The following is an 18706-nucleotide window of genomic DNA, read 5'->3' as shown; positions in this document are numbered from 1 at the left end:
TAACGGGGAACGCCTAGCGGCGCGTCATCAAAACGCAACAGAGGAGCGTGGATTGTCGTCAGACCGTTGCCGTCGGTCCGCGCACTGCGGATCAGGGGCCCGGCGACTGGTCCGGATCGTCGTCCACAAGGTCGGGACCATCATCGGCCGCCGCGAAGACGACGCCCGTGACCCACAGGCCGACGAGGATGAGGGCGACGATGTCCGCTCCACCGGCGATCCGTTCGCCGTCGGCGGAACGGCCCATGCCCGGCTGCGAGACCGACTGGGCGGTGTAGGTGCGGGCGCTGTCACCTGCGCGGGTGTTGGCCTGGACCGTGATCGGCGCGATTGCGAGCCCGGCTGCGGCGGCCCCGAGGGCAAGTTCGCCTCGTGCACGCCGCGCGAGAGGCGGGGCCGGCGTCCAGCCGGTTCAGCCGCGCCCGCGCCTGTCCTGCGCGATCCGCCAATCCTCGATCCGGCCCCGCCACACTTCGAAACGGTGCCCGTCGCATTCCCATGCAACCCGGCCTGCATGCGGGATCATGCGGCCCGCCACGGCGCGGTAATCGGAGAATTGGCCGTGCCAGGGGCGCAGCACATAGCCCCCGCTCTCGCGCGCCTGGCGCATCGCGAACGTGCGCGCGGGAAGCCCGTCCTCGCCGAGAGACAGCACCACCCCCGCCTCGACCCCGCCGATCCGGGCGGATACCGCAAGCGTGGTCTCGTCCTTCACCTCCCAGTCGAGAGCCCGATTGGACAGGAGCGCATCGGGGTTCCACGCAAGCTCGGCGAGATAACGCTGCAACTGGCCCTGCAGCAATTCACGCGAGCGCCCGGCACGCGCCACCGGGACAAGGCCGAGCGCTCTCACCCGCCCGGTCGGCTCGCCATCGATCAGCGCGTCCTCGACCTCGATCAGGCCCAGCGGGCCAACCCGCGCGCGCCAGCGGAAACCGGTCGCGCTGATCGCCATCCATTGCCGGCCGGAAAAGCGCATCCAGCGTTTCGCGCCCAGCCCGCGCAGCGTTCCCGACTGGCGGAAGACGGCCCGCCCGCTTTCCTGCCCACCGGTCAGCGCGCGCGCGCCGAGCCGCTCAGCCAGCGCCGTTACCGCGTCGGGGAGCGCGGCCTTCATTCGCGTCAGTCGCGCGGGGCGGGGCGGTGCTCGGAAATCCGGTGTTCGCCCCTGATCCAGCGCACCGTGCCGGACGACGCGCGCATCACCACGCTCTGGGTGGTCATGATCGTCGCACCAGTCGCCTTCTTGCGTTTCTTCACCCCTTCGAGCAGCGAGCCGTCGGTGACGCCGGTCGCAGCGAAGATGCAGTCTCCCTTGGCAAGGTCTTCCAACCTGTAGATCCGGTCGAGTTCGGTGATGCCCCATTTCCTCGCGCGGGCCTTCTCGTCCTCGTTCCTGAAGACGAGCCGACCGTTGAACTGCCCGCCTACACAGCGCAGCGCCGCCGCGGCGAGCACGCCCTCGGGCGCGCCGCCCTGGCCCATATACATGTCGATCGTCGTGTCCTGGTCGGTCACCGCGATGACGCCCGCGACGTCCCCGTCGCCGATCAGCACCACCCCGCAGCCGAGCGAGCGCAGTTCGGCGATCAGTTCGGCATGGCGCGGGCGGTCGAGCACGCAGACGATGATCTCGCTGGGTTCGACGCCCTTCGCCGCGGCCACGGCCTTGACGTTCTCGGTCGGGCTTTTCGCAAGGTCGATCACGCCGTCGGGATAGCCGGGGCCGACCGCGAGCTTGTCCATGTAGACGTCGGGCGCGTTGAGCAGGCAGCCTTCCTCCGCCGCCGCCAGCACGGCGAGCGCGTTCGGCCCGGCCTTGGCGGTGATGGTCGTGCCTTCGAGCGGGTCCAATGCAATGTCGATCTTCGGCCCCTTGCCCGGCGCACCGCCGACCTTTTCGCCGATATAGAGCATCGGGGCCTCGTCGCGCTCGCCTTCGCCGATCACCACCCTGCCGTCGATGTAGAGGTCGTCGAAGGCGCGGCGCATCGCTTCGACCGCAGCGGCATCGGCGGCCTTTTCATCGCCCCGCCCGACGAGCTGCGCGGCGGCGACCGCGGCGGCTTCGGTCACGCGGACCATTTCGAGAACCAGCACGCGCTCCATCGCGGAATCGACATTCCTGGATTTTGCCGCCAGCATGTCGGAGCCAGCCACGAGATCTGTGGTAGTCGGAGTGTTCATGCGCAATTTCTTCCCTGTCCTTCTCGAGCCCCAGCCGGGTCGGCTTTTCCCGAACCGTCCCGGCGCGCTTAGGCCGATCCGTAGCGTCTTGTCGAGCGGACGGGGCCGGATGGCGGCGATTTTGCTGGCGAGCTGTGCCGGGCTTTCGGCTCATCCCCCGCTGGCCGCGCAGGATGACACCGGCATGACGCGGGACGCGGCTGCGGACATGGCGGACGGGGAGGACGAATCGCAGAATGCCGAAACGGACGAAGCCCCGGCCCGAAACAGGCCGATCAACGTCATGATCACCGTGCCGCGCGGCGAGGTGAACGAAGCAGCGATGCAGGAATGCGTGGACGAAGCCGACGCCGCCACGATCAGCGGCGACATCATCGTGTGCCGGCGCCGCGGGAGTTCGGGCGAGGAACAGTATTCGAACCGAGAGGAGGCGCGAAAGCGCTATGCCCGCGAGACCGCCTTCAAAGGCGCACCTCCGCCGCCGGACATGTTCGGCATTCCCGACAACGGGAGAGGCATCGGCATAGGCGGCGTGCCTCCGCCCGCGCTGATCATCGACGTCGAGGCGCTGCCGCAGGCGCCCGCCGGGTCCGACGCCGACCGGATCGCGCGAGGTCTCCCGCCGCTGGGGCAGGACGAGGACCTGTCGGAAGAGGAAATCCGCAAGCGCCGCGAAGCGCTCGGCCTGCCGCCGCCCAAGTTCGAGCGCAAAAGCCCTCGCTGATCGGGTTTTCTGCTGCGGGCGGTTCCGGCGTCCGCCGGACGGACCCCTGGGCCGGACCGGTCAGGAAAGGATCGGCAGCACCAGCGGCGGGTCGGTCAGGCTGTCCGAGCCTTCGAGCAGTTCGAGCGCGCGGGTAACGCAGCGTTCCGGCCCTTCATGCGTCACCATCGCGACCAGCACCTCGCCGCCCTCGCGCGATCTGCCGTGCTGGATCAGGCTTTCGATCGAGACGTCCGCATCGCGCATCGCCGCGGTGATCTCGGCAAGCACGCCGGGGCGATCGTTGACGGTGAAGCGGATATAGGTGCGCTCGGTGCGGTGGCCGGGCTCGGCCGGAGGGAGTGCGGCGAGGCGCGCGACGGGGATCGAGAAAGGCGCGGAAACCTCGCTCCTTGCAATGTCGATGAGGTCGGCCACGACGGCCGAGGCCGTCGGCCCATCCCCCGCGCCCGCGCCTTGGAACAGCAGCCGGCCGGAGAAATTGCCTTCCGCCACAACCGCATTGGTCGGCCCGTCGACAGGGGCGAGCGGGTGGTTCTTGGCGACGAGGCAGGGGCGCACGCGCTGCAGCAGGCAGGGGCCGCCTTCGCCTTCCTCCACGTCGGCCTCCCCGATCAGGCGGATGACGAAGCCCAGCGCATCGGCCTGCGCGATATCGGCGGCGCGGACCTGGCGGATGCCGTTGACCCTGACCGCATCGAAATCGATCCGCGCGCCGAAACCGATCGCGGCTAGGATCGCGAGCTTGTGCGCGGCGTCGATCCCGTCGATGTCGAAGGAGGGATCGGCCTCGGCATAGCCCAGCTTCTGCGCCTCGATCAGCGTTTCGGCAAAATCCGCGCCGGTCTCTTCCATTTCCGACAGGATGTAATTGCAGGTCCCGTTGAGGATGCCGTAGACCTTGGTCAGCGCGTTGGCGGAGGTGCCCTCGCGGATGCCCTTCACCACCGGGATGCCGCCCGCGACCGCCGCCTCGAATTTCAGCGCGACGCCCGCCGCCTCGGCCGCTTCGGCCAGTGCAAGGCCGTGATGCGCCACCATCGCCTTGTTCGCGGTGACGAGGCCCTTGCCGCCCTTCAGCGCCGCGCGCGAGAGGGCAAGCGCCGGGCCGTCCGCCCCGCCGACCAGTTCCACCACCACGTCCACGTCATTGCGCGCGGCGAGCGCGGTCATGTCGTCCTCCCACGCGAAGGGGGAGATATCGACGCCCCGATCCTTCGCCCGGTCCCGCGCGCTCACCGCGGTCACCTCGATGGGGCGGCCGGCGCGCGCGGCGATCAGGTCGCGATTGGTCTCGAGCAGCCGGATCACGCCAGCGCCGACCGTGCCGAGCCCGGCGATCGCGATTCTGAGCGGAGCGATACTCAACGGGTCGGCGGCATGGCTGTCGGGCACGGATGGAGGCTCCTCGGATCGCGGGACGTGTCGCGCCCTGCGCTTAGTCATGCGCCGCGCAGCGTCAAGCAGCTGCGCGCCTCACGGCATTCCTCAGGGAGCTTCGGTGATCGCCCGCTCGCATTCGCCGAGGTCCGACATGACGAGCGCATAATCCGCCTCGGCCAGTGCGCGCGCTTCGGGATCGCGGGCGAGATTGGCGCTGCTCGGCAGAGCGGGCGGCAGCGCGCAGGCGAGCCGATACCAGCGCAGCGTGCCGGGCTCGGGCGGGCGGGCGGACGAATCGATGATCTCGCCCCACGACACGCCCCAGGCAGGGTCCTGCCCCGGCCGGCGCAACACGGTGATCGAGACGGGCGAATCGCCTTTCGCCGCAAGGAAGATCTGCGTTTCTGATTCCCCTGCGAGATTGCCGCGCACCGACAGCGCATCGGCGATCCCGGTGATTTCGGGCGGGGCATCGGCGGCGAGCAGTTCGGTCAGCACGCCGCGCACGCGGCTCTCCAGCGCCGGGGTCCAGGCGAGCTGCGCGGCCTTGTCCACCAACACGATCGTTCCCGGCCTGCCGGGCACGGTGTCGGCGAACAGCAGGACCTCGCTCTTCTTGAGCTTGGGCACCTTGCCCTTGGCATCGAGCGGCACGTCGACCAGCCAGGCGAGCGATTCGCCCACCCCCGATCGCCCGGCGAGCAGAGTGCGCGTCGCGCCCTCTATATAAAGCCGTGCGAATCCGGGCGCGACACCGGGCGCGCGCTCCGGCTTGAGCGTGATCTGTTCGCGAATCTCGGCCCGGATGACCAGTTCGCTAGCCTCTGCAAGAGCGGCGATATCGGCATAGGTCGGCCCAGGTCGGTCTGGCTGTGCCGCTGCGGGACTGGCCTGTGCAAAGGCTGGAAGGGCGGGCACGGCCAGCGCCACGGCAAGCCCCGCGGCACCAGCGCGAAGCGCGCGCAGCGCCTTGTTTTCATTTGTTAAGTTTCGGTTAAAGCGCATCCCTGTCCAATCCTCTCAGCATGCCGCAAGGGGCCGCATGTCGGGCTCTGCCATATCAGGTTCGGGCCCGTGAATCCGTCCTGAACCGATAAAGCGTTTGATCACCTAGGGGCCAGTCGTTAAAGCCCGCAAGGCCTGCACCGGGGTTGGGGACCAAAGCCGGAGCAGCGATAGTGTCGTGCATGGCACCCGCAGCCGGGAGTATCTGACGGATCATGCACGGCCAGCCGGGTCAGGTTTGACTTCGCCCAGCGGGGCCAGCCGCTCCCGGCTTGGGAGGACCTACAATTGGGATTTCGCGCCCCGGCCTGCTTTTCCGGGACGCGAACAGGTGTGTCGGCAATCTGTCGGCAGTAGTGATGGAGAGAAAGCGACTGGATGGCTTACGCTGACCAACAGATGAGTGGGAACAAGGTTGTTTCCATTGTTATCGTCGCGCTAATCCATGTGGCGGTCGGTTACCTGCTGATCTCTGGGCTTGCCATTTCGGCGGCCAAGAAGATCATCGAGCGGGTCGATACGTTCAACGTGGAAGAGCCGCCGCCCCCGCCGGAGGAGCCGGACGAACCGCCGCCCGAGCAGCCGCAGGAGACTGCGCCCCCGCCGCCGGTCGCCCCGCCGCCGCCGATCAATATCGCGCCGCAGCCGCCACAGATCCAGACGCAGCGGGAAATCCCGCCGCCATCGCCGCCGGCGTTGGTTCTGCCGCCGCCCGCGCCTGCCGCTCCGCCGGCCCCGCCGCCCCCGCCGTCGCAGGCGCGTGGTGTGCAGCCGCGCAACCAGAGCCGCTGGGTCCAGAGGATCATCGAGGACTATCCCTCGCGCGCCCTGCGCCAGGAGGAAGAAGGTACCGTGGGCGTTCGCGTAACGGTCGGAGCGGACGGGCGCGTCGCAGCCTGTTCAGTCACCTCCTCGAGCGGGTCGAGCATCCTTGACGATGCGGCCTGCCGTTCGATGCAGCGCTATGCGCGGTTCGAACCCGCACTCAACGATGCGGGGAACCCGATCAGCGGCAACTGGAGCACCCGGATCACCTATCAGATACGGTAACACTGCGTGACGGAAGCGAAGGCCGCTGAGGCCGGAGCGACCATTCGGGACATTTCTTTCAAGAGGACTTTTCGCAATGAACCTTTACCTTCTCACGGCCGCAGCCGCCGAAGCGCCGAAAAACGAATTCGGCTTCATGAAAGCGATGGAAGAAGGCGGCCCCGTCGCCTGGTCGATCCTCGCGGTCATGGTCATCATGAGCGTGGGCTCGTTCTACATCCTGTTCACCAAGCTGTTCGAACAGAACAAGGTGATGAAGCAGTACAAGCAGGTCCAGACCCAGTTCTGGCGGACCTCCAGCCTCAAAGAAGGCGCTGCCAAGCTCGAGAAGAACAGCGCCTGGCGCCAGATCGCCGACGACGCGATCATCGCCCAGGAAAAGCACGGCAAGATGACCGACAGCCTCGAAGCGCATGACTACATGCACGGTTCGCTGCAGCGTTCGGAAGACTCGATCAATTCGAGCCTTGCCGGCGGCCTGCCGTTCCTCGCCTCGGTCGGTGCGACCGCACCGTTCATCGGCCTGCTCGGCACCGTGATCGGGATCTACCGCGCGCTCATCAACATCGGCATCGCCGGGAACGCCTCGATCGACAAGGTCGCAGGTCCCGTCGGCGAAGCGCTGATCATGACCGCGATCGGCCTGCTGGTCGCCGTGCCGGCGGTGCTCGCGTTCAACTGGCTGCAGTCGCGCAACCGCCGCATCGCTGAACTGCTGAACAGCTTCTCGACCGACATCCTCGCCTACATCTCCTCGGATGGCGCGGTGAAGCCGGCGGCCGCCCCGGCAGCCTCGAAGCAGTCGGGCGCCAAGCCCGCCGCCAAGAATGCCGGCACCACCGCCACCACGGCGGGCGGCGTGAAGGCAGGCTCGAAGTAAGGCACGCATCCGGGGCGGGCGGGGAGCGACGCTTTCCGCCCGCCCAGGAAACCGGCCGGCGAACGCCGGCCAGACGGGTCAGGACAACCGGCACCAAAGCGCCGGGAAGCCGTGAAAGACTCGTCGCAAGACCATTCTCAAGGGTAGGAATTCACAATGGCGATTTCGATGGGAGGCGGGGAAACCCCGATGTCCGACATCAACACCACGCCGCTGGTGGACGTGATGCTGGTGCTCCTGATCATCTTCCTCATCGCGGTCCCGGTGGCGATCCAGACGATCGAGAAGCTGGAGATCCCGATCTTCGAGGCGACCGAATCGAAGAACAAGGTGGAAAACCTGCTGCTTACCGTCAGCACCACCGACGCGGCCGGCCGCAGCGCCGGCGAACCGGGCTTCGACGGCGCCTCGCGCACGGGTGAGTGCCGGATCTATTTCAACAACATCACCCCCGTCACCTCGGAAGAGCTCTACGACCAGGCCTTCACCCGGCTGGACCGGATCGTCGAACGCGCCGGCGGCGCCGAGGCGATCATGCAGGATCCCGATGCGATCCCGCAGGTCCATATCCGCGGCGATGTCAACGCGCCGTGGCGCTGCGTGGCGGGGACGATCTACAACGTGCAGGCGGCGGGCTATCCGACCGTGGGCTTCATCTCGAACCCGGTCGATCCCAACGGCTGATCGCCGCTGCGACGCGCATCCAAGGAGTAAACTGACATGGGTATGACCGGAGGCCAGCTCGACGGCGAACCGATGCTCGACATGAACATGACCCCGCTGATCGACGTGCTGCTCGTTCTGCTGATCATGTTCATCATCACCATCCCGATCGCCACGCACTCGGTCGACATCGACCTGCCGCAGGGCGATCCGCCGCCGAGCGAACTCGACATCGATCCGGTGAAGAACAAGCTGGTGCTGACCGCTCAGGACCAGATCCTGTGGAACGCCACCCCGATCAGCCAGGGCCAGCTCGTCACCACCCTCGCGGAGACGACCGGCATGAGCCCCGAGCCTGAACTGCAGTTCGAGCCCGAGGCGCTGGCGAGCTACGAGATCTCGGCCCAGGTGCTGCGGATCATCAAGCAGTCGGGCGTGACCAAGTTCGGCTTCGTCGGCAACGAGAAGTATCGCCAGTTCGGCACCGGCGGCCCCGCCGCGGGCGGCCAGCAGTAAGCAAGCTTCACAGCGAAAGTCTTCGAAGGGGCGGTATCCGAAAGGATGCCGCCCCTTTTTCGTGGGGCGTTGGGGAAAAGGGGGATTCACAGACCGTTCATCGGTTCGGGATAATTTTTCCCAATGCGAACAATACTTTTCCTCGGCGGGATCGCTGCGCTTCCCGTCCCTGTGGCGGCTCAGGAAAGCGCGCCGCAGCAAAACGTGGAAATAGATCCGGTAGCGCTCTGCCCCAGCGAAAAGTCCGAACAAGAACCCACGAAGCAGCAAAATCGCTCGATCGAAGTTACGGTCCTTCATACCCCCAAGCGCGTGAATCCGCTGAGATACGATCTGTCCGACGGGCTGATCTATGCCGAAGTGCTGGTCAATAGGCAGGCCGTACGAGGCATCTTCGACACGGGAGCGGACAGCACCTATGTCGACACTGGGCTGATCGAGCGGCTCGGCGGGACCCTTACCGAAACGCGTTCACGAGGGCAGACAGGGAGCAACGTATTCGACGTGAGGCTGGCCTGTGAAACGAGCTTCACGATCCCGGGGCAGATTACCTTGACCGGCGATCTGCCCGCGACCGACCTCTCGGGAATCTCTGAAAAACTGGGGCGCCAGGTTGGCGTCATAATCGGCAGCAATATTCTCAGCCGGGTTTCATGGATGGTCAATCCCGATGAGAGTGTCGGGGTATTGGTGCCCGACGGAGACCTGACGTTCAACAGCGGCGAACCGGACAGCGTCCCGGTCGACAACGGAAGGATTGAAGCCACGATCAACGGCAGGCCCGCGACATTGTTGTTCGACACCGGCTTCAACGGCTCGCTCGCCCTCAGCCCCGAGCGTTGGGACGATTACATCTCGGCCGACGCCGAAATTGCCCGGCAGAGAGCGGCCGATGCTACCGGAGCGGTCCAAGAGAAGCGGGCTACTTCGGGCGTCGCGCTGTCCGTGGGCAGCGTCACGGCCGAGGTCGAGGTAAGCGAAAGCAAGCTGGTGCACCAAGGTGTGGATGGCCTGCTCGGCTACGGCTTCTTCAGCCGCATGACTTTCGTATTTCAGCCAGACGAAGGCGTACTCTACTTCTCGAAGCCGAAGCAGGAGGGCGCGGGCCGCGACTGACCCGGGTCAGTTTTCCTCCTCCCGCTCCGCCCCCTCCCCGGGAGCGATCCGCATCGCCTCGGCAACCAGCCCCTCGGCCTCGATCAGCAATTCGTCGTCCACCGCCCCCTGCGGCACGGCCTCGCGCCCGATCATCGTCATCACCGGCACGGCGAGCGGGCTGACGCGGTCGAGTTCGACGTGCACCAGTTGGCGCTCCGATCGTTCGAGCAGGTCCGCTAGCCGCCCCACGTCGGTCATCCGCGCCCGCGCGTCGGCCCACGCCGCCTCGAGCAGCACGTGGTCCGGCTCGTATTTCCGCAGCACGTCGTAGATGAGGTCGGTCGAGAAGGTCACCTGCTTGCCGGTCTTCTTCCGGCCCGGATGCTGCCGCTCGACGAGACCGGAGATCACCGCAACTTCGCGAAAGGCGCGGCGCAGCAGGTGGCTTTCGGTCACCCAGTCCACGAATTCGTGGGTAAGGATATCGGGCGAGAGCAGCGGCGCGGGGTCCCTGACCGGCTTCAACCCCCAAACGGCAAGGCAGTAATCGTTCGCCACGAAGCCGCCGGGAAGCAGCCCGCGATCCTCCATCCGCCGCGTGATCAGCATGCCGAGGCTCTGGTTCGCGTTCCAGCCTTCGAACGTGTAATAGGCGCTGTAATGCTTGCCGCCGTGGGGGAAGCTTTCGACCAGCAGCTCGCCCGGCGCGGGCAGGCGGCTGCGATAGTCCTGCATCTCCAGCCATTCGCGTACATCGTCGGGAAAGCGCGCCCATCCAGCTCGATCGGTCAGCATGGCCTGCACCCGCTCCGCCAGATGCGTGGTCAGCGGCAGGCGCAGCCCGCCATAGGAGGGGATCGTCGCCGATTTCTTCGCCGCTCGCACGATCACGTCCATGTCCTTCACGCTTTCGACCTCGAGGCTCATCCCTGCGAAGAAGAACGTGTCCCCCGGTGACAATTGCGCGGCGAAGCGTTCCTCGACCTTGCCGAGGCTGCGGCCGTTCCTGAACCGCACGGCGAGCATCTCGGAATCGACGATGATCCCGGCATTCATCCGGTGGCGCTGGGCCTGGTTCGGATGGGCGAGCCGCCAGACGCCTTTCCTGTCCCGCACGATACGCTTGAACTTGTCGTAGGCGCGAAGGGCATAGCCCCCGCTCTCGACGAAGGAGAGGACGCGCGCGAATTCCTCCTTGCCCAGCCATGCGTAAGCCAGCGACGTGCGGATTTCGGCGAGCAGGTCGTCCTCGTGGAACGGCCCCGCGCAAGCGCAGGCCATGACATGCTGGGCGAGGACGTCGAGGCCGCCGGGGCGGAATTCCTCGCCGTCGCGCTGGCCTTCGTCCACGGCATCCTTCGCCGCCATCGCTTCGAGAAATTCGAAGCGGTTGCCAGGGACCAGCACGGCGCGCGACCGCGCGTCGAGCCGGTGCCCCGCCCGCCCGATCCGCTGCAGCAGGCGCGATGACCCCTTGGGCGCGCCCATCTGCACGACGAGGTCGATGTCCCCCCAGTCGACGCCGAGATCGAGGCTCGCCGTGCACACCAGCGCGCGCAGTTCGCCCGCCGCCATCGCGTCCTCGACCTTTCGCCGCGCTTCCTTCGACAGGCTGCCATGGTGGACGCCGATCGGCAGCTTGTCCTCGTTCGCCTCCCACAGGCACTGGAAGATGAATTCGGCGAGAAAGCGCGTATTGGTGAAGACCAGCGTGGTGCGGTTGGCCTTGATAGCCTCGTAGAGCTGGCCAACCGCCCAGCGTCCGGCATGGCCGCCCCACGGCACGCGCTCCTCTATCGGCAGCAGGATCTCGACATCGGGTTCGGCGCCCTTTTCGCCCAGCACGAGGTCGGCGGCGAGGATTTCGCCCGTGCCGTCGGCACCCTGCGGCGCGAGCCATTCCTGGAACGAGCGCGGATCGGCCAGCGTCGCGGAAAGCGCCGCGCGGCGCGCGCCAGGCGCGATGGCGTGGAGCCGGGCGAGGCTGAGCGAGAGCAGGTCGCCGCGCTTGCCCGTGGCGAAGGCATGGACTTCGTCGATGACGATGCGCTTCAGGCCTTTGAACAGTGCGAAGCTTTCCGGATAGGACAGCAGCAGCGACAGGCTTTCGGGCGTCGTCAGCAGGACATGGGGCGGCTTTTCGCGCTGGCGTTTCTTGGCATCCGACGAGGTATCGCCCGAGCGCGTCTCGACCCGGATCGGCAGTCCCATCTCCTCCACCGGCATCAGCAGGTTGCGCTTCACGTCATGGGCGAGCGCCTTGAGGGGCGAGACATAGAGCGTGTGCAGGCCCTCCGGCGGCGGCGCCCCGGTCAGCGCCGAGGGCGCGAAATCGCACAGCGTCGGCAGGAACCCCGCCAGCGTCTTGCCCGCGCCGGTATCGGCGACGAGCAGCGCGTCGCACCCCGCCCGCGCCTTGTCCAGCATTGCGAACTGGTGGCGCCGGATGCGCCAGCCGCGCCCTTCGAACCAGGCCCCGATCTCAGCCGGGACATCGGTGCAGGAAGTTTGCGCGCTCATCGGGCCACGCTCCGGCAAACCGCGCTTGCCCGCTTTCGCGGCGAGCGGGCAGGATCGTCAAGCGCGCGAATCCGGCGGAAGCCGCAGGCCCGGCACGGCCGGTCCCGAATTCGAGATTTCAACATATATTTCAATAGGTTGGATTTCGCCAAGCCGCGTCGAGGGCGCGCCGGGCCGTGGACCCCGGCGCCCGTTCGAATCGTTTCCACGATGTCTTCGCCCGCGAATCCGCGAAGGCCTCCCCGCGGGAGGCTGCCCGCCCGCCGGGGCTGTGCGCAAGGGCAGAAATGGAGGAAAACGATCATGGATGACCGATATAGGGACCACACGAGGAGCCGCTACCGCGACGATCAACAGGGCTATGATGACAGCCCGCGCCAGCAGGACCAGTTCGAACCCTATCGGGCCGATCAGCATGGCGAAGGCAGCGACCGCTTCGACCAGCGCGGCTATGGCCGCTCGGACCGTTTCTACGAAGGCGAGGCCGCCCGCAGCCCGCATGACAGGGACAACACGCGCAACTATCCCGGCGACGACGATCGGCTGCGCGGCTCGGAGAACACCGACAGGGGCGCCCGCTGGGGGACGATGGAAGGCCGCGAATGGGGACCCGAACGCTACAATCGCCGCGGCGGTGGCCGCTCAGGCAGGCCCAATCCCGATCCCGTCCCGCCGATGCAGGGCCATGGAAGCCCGCGCGGCGGCTATGACGATCGTGACGGCTTGGAATACCGCGACGATTACGAAGCCCGCAATCGTGGCGGGCGGGGATACGGCTCGCGCGGCGGTCGGCGCGAATGGCGCGACCGCGATCGCGGCTTCTTCGACAAGGCCGGCGACGAGGTATTGAGCTGGTTCGGCGACGACGATGCCGAACGCCGCCGCGAGCGCGACCACCGCGGCAAGGGCCCCTCGAATTACAAGCGATCCGACGAGCGGCTGATGGAAGACGCCTGCGAACGGCTGACGCATGAACCGCGGGTCGATGCCCGGCAGATCAAGGTCACCGCCAAGAACAACGAGATCACGCTGGACGGTCACGTCTCGAGCCGCTTCCAGAAACGCGAGGCGGAGGATTGCGTGCACGAGATCTCGGGCGTGAAGCACGTCCAGAACAATCTGCGGATCGCCGATTCCGGAGAGACCGCGGATGACCCCGCGACGAGAGGCGCGCGCAAGCAGTAAAGGCCGCGCGAAAGCCGGGCCGGTACGCACCTGAGGGAGCTCCGCCGCGAGGCGGGGCTCCCTTTGCGTGGCTGTCCGGTCAGTCGGCCGAGCCGGGCTTGTCCGCCCGGTCCGCCTCCGGTTTCGGGGCGGTGTCCCTCCCGCCCTGCTCGCGCGGCTCGGCAGTGGCGGTTTCGGCAGCGAGGCCGGCGGGCGCGAGGGTCGCGCCGAACAGGCCCGCAGCGATCAGTTTGCGCATGGCTTCATCCTCGAATGCGTTCGCGTTGAGGTTTCCTTTAGCAAACCCGGCGCGCGCGCGATTGTAGGAATTGGTCGATTGCGCCGTGCCTGCGCGTGGCCCGAAGCGCCTAGTGCCCGACGCTTTCGCCGCGTTCGAGGCCGGAGAGCGAAAGCTGCTCGTCGATCTGGGCCATGAGCCGCTCGAGCCCGCCCTTGGTTTCGCTTTCGGCCCGCGCGACGAGCACGTCCTGCGTGTTCGAGGCGCGCAGGAGCCACCAGCCGTCCTTGGTCGTCACCCGCACGCCGTCAGTCGCATTGACATCCTCGACATCGGGGCCGGGGCTGGTCTTCAACCGCTCCGACACCTCGGCGATGGCGGCGAACTTGCGGCTTTCATCGACCTGGAACCGCATTTCGGGGGTGTTGAGCATGGCGGGCATGGCCTCGCGCAGCTCGGTCACCGACTGGCCGAGCCGGGCGGTGGCCGCAATCAGCCGCACCCCGGCATAGAGCGCGTCGTCGAAGCCGTAATATTCGTCGGCGAAAAAGACATGCCCGCTCATTTCCCCGGCGAGCGGCGAGCCCGTTTCCTTCATTTTGGACTTTATGAGCGAGTGGCCGGTCTTCCACATCAGCGGCTCTCCGCCGAGCGCTGCGACATGGTCGAACAGCGCGCGGCTTGCCTTCACGTCGGCGATGATCGTCGCGCCCGCGTGATTCTTCAGCACATCCTCGGCGTAGATCATCAGCAGCTGGTCGCCCCAGATCACCCGGCCCTCGCCGTCGATCGCGCCGATCCGGTCACCATCGCCATCGAAAGCCACTCCGAAATCGAGCTTCTTCTCGGCGACGAGCGCGCGGAGATCGGCCAGATTGGCCTCGACGGTCGGATCAGGATGGTGGTTTGGAAAATGTCCATCGACTTGGGTAAACAGCAGATGATGCTCTCCGGGCAGCTTCTCGGCGAGCCGTTCGAGAGCGGGGCCGGCGGCTCCGTTGCCGGCGTCCCAGCCGACCTTGAGGTCGGCGAGTTCGCCGACGTCGACTCCGGAGAGACCTTCGAGAAGGCGCTCGACATACGCGCCCATGACGTCGCGTTCGGTGACCTCTCCCGATCCGCTGGACCAGACCCCCTCTTCCGCGATTTTCCCGAGCTTCTGGATGTCGGCGCCGAAGAACGGACGTCCCTGAAATACCATCTTGAAGCCATTGTAATTGGGGGGATTGTGGCTGCCGGTTATCTGAATGCCGCCATCAATCTCCTCGCTTGAGGCTTCGGCGTAATAAAGCATCGGGGTCGGCCCAAGGCCGATCCGCACGACATTGCATCCCCCCGAGGTGAGCCCTTCGCACAGCGCATGCTCGAGCATGGGTGAACTCATCCGCCCGTCATAGCCGATCGCGACCGTCTCGCCGCCCGCTTCGCGCAGCAGCGTCGCAAAAGAGCGGCCGATCGCCCTTGCATCGTCGGGGCCGAGTGTCTGGCCGATGATTCCGCGAATGTCGTATTCGCGCAGCACGCTTGCATCGAATGTATGGCTCATATCGGGTTCTTGTCCTGCCCTTTTTTCCGGCGCCGCCCGCGCAATGCAGGCGCCGCACATGTCAGTCTGGCGCGGCGAGGAAACCTCGCGCGCGCTCCTGTTCGTCCAACCGACGAGCGCGCCGCCGTTTCCCCGCCTCGCGCCCGTCCAGCGCGAATGGGCGCGTGGTGGACGCAATTTGTGTCAATACCGCGATGCGTCGCCCACGCAAATGCGGACGTGTGCCGCCTGCCATGCCTCTGCGTGCCGGGCTCTTGCCGTCAATCGCGGCGCGGCAGGCGGATGACCCCGTTGCGTCGACGCCGGGCCAGCACGGCTCAATTGGCGCCCCCAGCGTCATCGCCGCCCGAGCCATCCGCGCCTTTCGCCCCGCCGGGACCGCCGCCGCCCGGCAGCTCGTCCAGCAGCAGGTCGCGCGCCGCGTTCGCTTCGTGCACCGCTTCCGAAGAGCCGCCGCGATCGGGATGCACGCGGGCCAGCATGCGCCTGTGCGCGGCGACGATCTGTTCGCGCCCCGCTTTCCTTCCGACTCCGAGCAGCTGGCGCGCCCGGGCCAGTTCGGCCTCTCGGCCCGGCTGGGCGAACAGGCCGTCCCATGGCCAGCTGCCGAGCGCCCAGCGCCACACCACGATGACGAGCAGCAGGATGATCGCGGCCTTGATCATGGTCTCAGGCGAGTTCGAGCTGCGGCGCGGCGGGCGCGAAATCCGGCAGGTTCAGCGCCTTGATCAGCGCGCGCAATTCCTGCCGTGCCACGAGATGGCTGGTGCCGAGTTCGCCCAGATGCCCCTTGTCGAGCAGGGTGAGCCCGGAGGGAAACAGCTCGCGATAGATCACGCGTTCGGACAGGCCGCGCGTCACGCGAAAACCGACCCGCTTCGACATTTCCGCAAGGGCCTTTTCGATCCGCGCCATGTTGCGAGCCTCGACATGGCCGGTGCGGTTTCTCACCACGATCCAGTCCATTTCCGGGCGCTTCTGCTCGATCGTCGCCCGGCTGCGCCGCAGCCGCGCTTCCCAGACCAGCTCGGCGAAGAAGGACAGCTTCTTCACCTTGAAGGTTTCTCCGTCGACCTGGCCGATGAGGTCGAAATCGACGAAGCTGTCATTGAGCGGCGTGACGAGCGTGTCGGCATTCTCCACCGCCGCGCGGGCGAAGGGATCGTCGCGGCCGGGATTGTCGACGATCAGGAAATCGCAATCAGCCTCGACCCGGGCGATGGCGTCGAGCAGTTCCTCGACGCTGTCGCCGGTGAACACCTCGCAGGCCGGGGTCGGCAGGGTCAGGCCGCGCAGGCGCATCGTGCCCACGCGGTTTTCCATGTAGCGAAAGCTGGTGCGCTGGCGGGGATCGAGATCGATGATCGCCACCCGCGCGCCAAGATAGGACAGCGCGACCGCGACATGGACCGCGGTGGTCGACTTGCCCGTCCCGCCCTTCTCGTTCGCGAAGACGATACGGTGAGCCGCGCGGGGGGCGGCCTTCTGCGCTTCGGGCGCGCTCTTGTCGTGCGGTTCATCGGACATGCGGCGGTGCTTCCCTTGGTGCGGCCCTGCCCCCGGGCGCCCGGCGCGGCTTGTGGAGCGGGCGCTCGAATGCTTAGGGGGCGTAGAGGCCATTGTTGGCGCAAAGTCTATCGGCGGAGGCGAACGGGTGCAAACGGCAAGCACGCTCCTGGTGTTGAGAAAGGCGCTCGAGTCGCTGCGGCGGGACGGCGGAACGGTGGGCCTGGTGCCGACCATGGGTGCGCTGCACGAAGGGCATCTCACGCTGGTCCGCAGGGCGCGCGAACATTGCGACCATGTCGTCGCCTCGATCTTCGTCAATCCCGCCCAGTTCGGCCCGAACGAGGACCTCGACGCCTATCCCCGCCAGCTTGCCGAGGATTCGGCGATGCTCGAGGCAGAAGGGGTCGCGCTGCTCTGGGCGCCTGGCGTCGAGGCGATGTATCCCGCCGGTTTCGCGACCAGCATATCGGTAAAGGGGGTGAGCGAGGGGCTGTGCGGTGCCGCCCGACCCGGACATTTCGACGGGGTCGCGACGGTGGTCGCCAAGCTCTTCAACCAGATCCAGCCCGACAGGGCGTTTTTCGGGGAGAAGGATTTCCAGCAGCTCGCCGTCATCCGCGCCATGGCGCGCGATCTCGATTTCGCCCGCCCGCATGTCGATGCCATCCTCGGCGTGCCCACGGTGCGCGAGGCGGACGGGCTCGCGCTGTCGAGCCGCAATCGCTATCTCTCGCCCGACCAGCGCAGGGCCGCCGCGACCCTGCCCGCCGCCATGCGCGAGGCAATCGCCGCGATCGAGGCGGGCGAGCCGGTCCCGGCGACGCTCGCGGCGACCGGGGAGAGGCTCATGGAGGCAGGCTTCGAACGGCCCGATTACTTCACCCTTGCCGATGCCGCCTCGCTCACCCCGCTCGATGCGCTTGGGGACGCGCCCGCCCGCCTGCTGGTCGCGGCGAGGATCGGCGGAACGCGGCTCATCGACAACATGGCGGTGGGGGCGAAAACGGGCTGAGCGGACATGGCCGTCGGTACAATCGACATTGACCTTGCTGCGCTTTCGGTGGCATTGGCGGCGCTACCGTGTGCATCGGCGGGTATAGCATAGTGGTAATGCTCCAGCCTTCCAAGCTGGCTAGAGGGGTTCGATTCCCCTTACCCGCTCCACCAGTCCCGAAAAGCTTCAGACAACTGCCATTCTGGAGTCGGCATGCGCACCATTTCCCCCATAGCTTCTCACGCAGCATCTCATAGGGCCAGACCCGGGAACTCGGTCTCACCCGATATTCGTTCGGTGAACCGGTGGGCCGGGAAGGAGCGCTGAACCGAACCTTGGCTTGCCTACAGCGTAAGGCGCGTTACTCAGACGCGAAACAGCCTGCTCGATCGCAGGAGTGAGATCAGATAGGATGCCTACGATCGCAACGCCTTCTTCTGTAGATTTACTCTGTGGCGGCGTTCCTGGAAAACTGGGACGTCAAAGTGATTGTCGAGTCTCTGAAAGATCGTGCTGATGCTGGCAGCTGTTGTTCCCAGATCTTGAGCCGAGCCGGATATCGACAGAAGCAATGGCACAGAGCGGAAAACCTCAATCTGGCGCAACGTTGCCATTGTCTTGATCAGCGGCAACTCATGAGGGATGAGCTCTGCAAACGACATGGTCATGCTAACCCTCAATGATTACGGACTACGTGGTTTTCGGAACGTGAGATCGATGTAAATGGCCGTGTCTGTCAACCAGGCGAAAATTCGGGTGTCGGCAGTGGGCCGCATTTTCAGGCAGCTTTGAGTGTAGTCTGTACGCACTGAGCCTCCTCGAAAAGTCGCCGCGCGCCAATGAGGATAAATTGGCTAAAAGATCGTTTACCATATTCATTCCAGTCGACTTAATTGCTGCTCTGGCAGATCAGGTGCGAAAGGATATGCACCATGGTCGCCCTAGCCTCTATTGCTCTTCCTGCGTTGATCCTAGGATCTGTGGCATCAGCAATTAATTTTGATCTACGGGTGCGGGTGCCGGTGATTTGCTCGATCGAATCTTTGTCTGCCAGCACAGACAACCCGCGTGTGCTACGAGTATCGACGAGTTGTAACGCCGAGAACATCGACCTATCCTTCGACGGCGATCTTGGCGACAACCGCGTCTCAAAGGTAAATTCGGCCCACTTCGCATCGAGCCATGGCGCAAGCAGTGTCATGTTACGCCAATTCCGTCCCGGCCGCAGC

At 66.2% G+C, this 18706-nt stretch carries 20 protein-coding genes and 1 tRNA gene; 9 read left to right on the top strand and 12 right to left on the bottom strand.

Going from position 1 to position 18706, the window contains the following annotated elements; genetic code table 11:
* Positions 1 to 91: 91 nt before the first annotated feature.
* From Ga0102493_RS16070 to glpX, 3 genes are all read right to left on the bottom strand, one after another.
* Positions 92 to 247, bottom strand: a complete 156-nt coding sequence (locus Ga0102493_RS16070) for a hypothetical protein (protein WP_161490021.1) — start codon at positions 245 to 247, stop codon at positions 92 to 94.
* 165 nt (positions 248 to 412) lie between these two features.
* Positions 413 to 1117, bottom strand: coding sequence for a DUF6544 family protein (locus Ga0102493_RS01080; protein WP_051698309.1), 705 nt, complete (start codon positions 1115 to 1117; stop codon positions 413 to 415).
* Between the two features lie 5 nt (positions 1118 to 1122).
* Positions 1123 to 2145, bottom strand: a complete 1023-nt coding sequence (gene glpX / locus Ga0102493_RS01075) for a class II fructose-bisphosphatase (protein WP_051698328.1) — start codon at positions 2143 to 2145, stop codon at positions 1123 to 1125.
* Between the two features lie 151 nt (positions 2146 to 2296).
* Here glpX and Ga0102493_RS01070 point away from each other — a divergent pair, with 151 nt between their 5' ends.
* The gene (locus Ga0102493_RS01070) at positions 2297 to 2911 is read left to right on the top strand and encodes a hypothetical protein (RefSeq protein ID WP_034905698.1); all 615 of its coding nucleotides are present in this window, start codon (positions 2297 to 2299) and stop codon (positions 2909 to 2911) included.
* A gap of 60 nt (positions 2912 to 2971) precedes the next feature.
* On the opposite strand, the gene Ga0102493_RS01065 is transcribed toward Ga0102493_RS01070, so the two are convergent.
* Positions 2972 to 4306: a homoserine dehydrogenase gene (locus tag Ga0102493_RS01065; RefSeq protein WP_236922266.1), complete on the bottom strand. Its 1335-nt coding sequence runs from the start codon at positions 4304 to 4306 to the stop codon at positions 2972 to 2974.
* A 93-nt stretch (positions 4307 to 4399) separates the two neighbouring features.
* On the bottom strand, positions 4400 to 5212 hold the full coding sequence (locus Ga0102493_RS01060; protein WP_236922265.1) for a hypothetical protein: 813 nt from the start codon (positions 5210 to 5212) through the stop codon (positions 4400 to 4402).
* Between the two features lie 465 nt (positions 5213 to 5677).
* On the opposite strand from Ga0102493_RS01060, the gene Ga0102493_RS01055 reads away from it, so the two are divergent.
* The 5 genes from Ga0102493_RS01055 to Ga0102493_RS01035 all read left to right on the top strand — a co-directional run bounded on the left by Ga0102493_RS01055 (position 5678) and on the right by Ga0102493_RS01035 (position 9524).
* Positions 5678 to 6349, top strand: a complete 672-nt coding sequence (locus tag Ga0102493_RS01055; protein WP_034905700.1) for an energy transducer TonB — start codon at positions 5678 to 5680, stop codon at positions 6347 to 6349.
* A 76-nt stretch (positions 6350 to 6425) separates the two neighbouring features.
* Positions 6426 to 7229 (top strand): MotA/TolQ/ExbB proton channel family protein, encoded by an 804-nt coding sequence (locus Ga0102493_RS01050; RefSeq protein WP_034905702.1) that lies wholly within the window; start codon positions 6426 to 6428, stop codon positions 7227 to 7229.
* 156 nt (positions 7230 to 7385) lie between these two features.
* On the top strand, positions 7386 to 7913 hold the full coding sequence (locus Ga0102493_RS01045; RefSeq protein WP_174544527.1) for an ExbD/TolR family protein: 528 nt from the start codon (positions 7386 to 7388) through the stop codon (positions 7911 to 7913).
* Positions 7914 to 7949: 36 nt separating this feature from the next.
* Positions 7950 to 8408 carry an ExbD/TolR family protein gene (locus Ga0102493_RS01040; protein ID WP_034905704.1) on the top strand — a complete coding sequence of 153 codons (459 nt, stop codon included), beginning with the start codon at positions 7950 to 7952 and terminating at the stop codon, positions 8406 to 8408.
* A gap of 123 nt (positions 8409 to 8531) precedes the next feature.
* A complete protein-coding gene (locus Ga0102493_RS01035) occupies positions 8532 to 9524 on the top strand; it encodes an aspartyl protease family protein (protein ID WP_034905705.1) in 993 nt (330 codons plus the stop codon).
* A 6-nt stretch (positions 9525 to 9530) separates the two neighbouring features.
* Here the strand turns inward: Ga0102493_RS01035 and Ga0102493_RS01030 are convergent, their stop codons facing one another.
* Complete coding sequence (locus Ga0102493_RS01030; RefSeq protein ID WP_034905707.1) at positions 9531 to 12026, bottom strand: ligase-associated DNA damage response DEXH box helicase; 2496 nt, start codon at positions 12024 to 12026, stop codon at positions 9531 to 9533.
* 303 nt (positions 12027 to 12329) lie between these two features.
* On the opposite strand from Ga0102493_RS01030, the gene Ga0102493_RS01025 reads away from it, so the two are divergent.
* A complete protein-coding gene (locus Ga0102493_RS01025; RefSeq protein WP_051698314.1) occupies positions 12330 to 13211 on the top strand; it encodes a BON domain-containing protein in 882 nt (293 codons plus the stop codon).
* A gap of 79 nt (positions 13212 to 13290) precedes the next feature.
* Here the strand turns inward: Ga0102493_RS01025 and Ga0102493_RS16065 are convergent, their stop codons facing one another.
* From Ga0102493_RS16065 to Ga0102493_RS01010, 4 genes are all read right to left on the bottom strand, one after another.
* Positions 13291 to 13449, bottom strand: coding sequence for a hypothetical protein (locus Ga0102493_RS16065; protein WP_161490020.1), 159 nt, complete (start codon positions 13447 to 13449; stop codon positions 13291 to 13293).
* Between the two features lie 109 nt (positions 13450 to 13558).
* Positions 13559 to 14974, bottom strand: a complete 1416-nt coding sequence (pgmG, locus tag Ga0102493_RS01020) for a phosphoglucomutase/phosphomannomutase PgmG (protein ID WP_034905754.1) — start codon at positions 14972 to 14974, stop codon at positions 13559 to 13561.
* 317 nt (positions 14975 to 15291) lie between these two features.
* Entirely contained in the window at positions 15292 to 15639 is a 348-nt protein-coding gene (locus Ga0102493_RS01015; protein WP_051698315.1) for a J domain-containing protein, read from the bottom strand.
* A 4-nt stretch (positions 15640 to 15643) separates the two neighbouring features.
* Positions 15644 to 16501, bottom strand: a complete 858-nt coding sequence (locus Ga0102493_RS01010) for a division plane positioning ATPase MipZ (RefSeq protein ID WP_051698317.1) — start codon at positions 16499 to 16501, stop codon at positions 15644 to 15646.
* A gap of 127 nt (positions 16502 to 16628) precedes the next feature.
* Between Ga0102493_RS01010 and panC the strand changes: the two genes are divergently transcribed.
* Positions 16629 to 17495, top strand: a complete 867-nt coding sequence (gene panC, locus Ga0102493_RS01005) for a pantoate--beta-alanine ligase (RefSeq protein WP_069297412.1) — start codon at positions 16629 to 16631, stop codon at positions 17493 to 17495.
* A gap of 78 nt (positions 17496 to 17573) precedes the next feature.
* Positions 17574 to 17647: transfer RNA gene (locus tag Ga0102493_RS01000), tRNA-Gly, on the top strand.
* A gap of 246 nt (positions 17648 to 17893) precedes the next feature.
* Here the strand turns inward: Ga0102493_RS01000 and Ga0102493_RS00995 are convergent.
* Both Ga0102493_RS00995 and Ga0102493_RS16300 read right to left on the bottom strand, forming a co-directional pair.
* Positions 17894 to 18145, bottom strand: a complete 252-nt coding sequence (locus Ga0102493_RS00995) for a helix-turn-helix domain-containing protein (RefSeq protein ID WP_034905709.1) — start codon at positions 18143 to 18145, stop codon at positions 17894 to 17896.
* A gap of 221 nt (positions 18146 to 18366) precedes the next feature.
* Positions 18367 to 18678 (bottom strand): hypothetical protein, encoded by a 312-nt coding sequence (locus tag Ga0102493_RS16300; protein WP_206743729.1) that lies wholly within the window; start codon positions 18676 to 18678, stop codon positions 18367 to 18369.
* Positions 18679 to 18706: the final 28 nt, after the last annotated feature.

Source organism: Erythrobacter litoralis, assembly GCF_001719165.1.
Classification (GTDB): Bacteria; Pseudomonadota; Alphaproteobacteria; order Sphingomonadales; family Sphingomonadaceae; genus Erythrobacter; species Erythrobacter litoralis.
Note: the sequence above shows the minus strand (reverse complement) of the source record. Positions and strands in the feature narration are given on the sequence as shown.

Bases quoted from the DNA above. Each gene is read 5' to 3' on its own strand.
- Ga0102493_RS16070 (WP_161490021.1), bottom strand. From the start codon at position 247: ATGGGCCGTTCCGCCGACGGCGAACGGATCGCCGGTGGAGCGGACATC.
- Ga0102493_RS01080 (WP_051698309.1), bottom strand. From the start codon at position 1,117: ATGAAGGCCGCGCTCCCCGACGCGGTAACGGCGCTGGCTGAGCGGCTC.
- glpX (WP_051698328.1), bottom strand. From the start codon at position 2,145: ATGCTGGCGGCAAAATCCAGGAATGTCGATTCCGCGATGGAGCGCGTG.
- Ga0102493_RS01070 (WP_034905698.1), top strand. From the start codon at position 2,297: ATGGCGGCGATTTTGCTGGCGAGCTGTGCCGGGCTTTCGGCTCATCCC.
- Ga0102493_RS01055 (WP_034905700.1), top strand. From the start codon at position 5,678: ATGGCTTACGCTGACCAACAGATGAGTGGGAACAAGGTTGTTTCCATT.
- Ga0102493_RS01050 (WP_034905702.1), top strand. From the start codon at position 6,426: ATGAACCTTTACCTTCTCACGGCCGCAGCCGCCGAAGCGCCGAAAAAC.
- Ga0102493_RS01045 (WP_174544527.1), top strand. From the start codon at position 7,386: ATGGCGATTTCGATGGGAGGCGGGGAAACCCCGATGTCCGACATCAAC.
- Ga0102493_RS01040 (WP_034905704.1), top strand. From the start codon at position 7,950: ATGGGTATGACCGGAGGCCAGCTCGACGGCGAACCGATGCTCGACATG.
- Ga0102493_RS01035 (WP_034905705.1), top strand. From the start codon at position 8,532: ATGCGAACAATACTTTTCCTCGGCGGGATCGCTGCGCTTCCCGTCCCT.
- Ga0102493_RS01030 (WP_034905707.1), bottom strand. From the start codon at position 12,026: ATGAGCGCGCAAACTTCCTGCACCGATGTCCCGGCTGAGATCGGGGCC.
- Ga0102493_RS01025 (WP_051698314.1), top strand. From the start codon at position 12,330: ATGGATGACCGATATAGGGACCACACGAGGAGCCGCTACCGCGACGAT.
- Ga0102493_RS16065 (WP_161490020.1), bottom strand. From the start codon at position 13,449: ATGCGCAAACTGATCGCTGCGGGCCTGTTCGGCGCGACCCTCGCGCCC.
- pgmG (WP_034905754.1), bottom strand. From the start codon at position 14,974: ATGAGCCATACATTCGATGCAAGCGTGCTGCGCGAATACGACATTCGC.
- Ga0102493_RS01015 (WP_051698315.1), bottom strand. From the start codon at position 15,639: ATGATCAAGGCCGCGATCATCCTGCTGCTCGTCATCGTGGTGTGGCGC.
- Ga0102493_RS01010 (WP_051698317.1), bottom strand. From the start codon at position 16,501: ATGTCCGATGAACCGCACGACAAGAGCGCGCCCGAAGCGCAGAAGGCC.
- Ga0102493_RS00995 (WP_034905709.1), bottom strand. From the start codon at position 18,145: ATGACCATGTCGTTTGCAGAGCTCATCCCTCATGAGTTGCCGCTGATC.
- Ga0102493_RS16300 (WP_206743729.1), bottom strand. From the start codon at position 18,678: ATGACACTGCTTGCGCCATGGCTCGATGCGAAGTGGGCCGAATTTACC.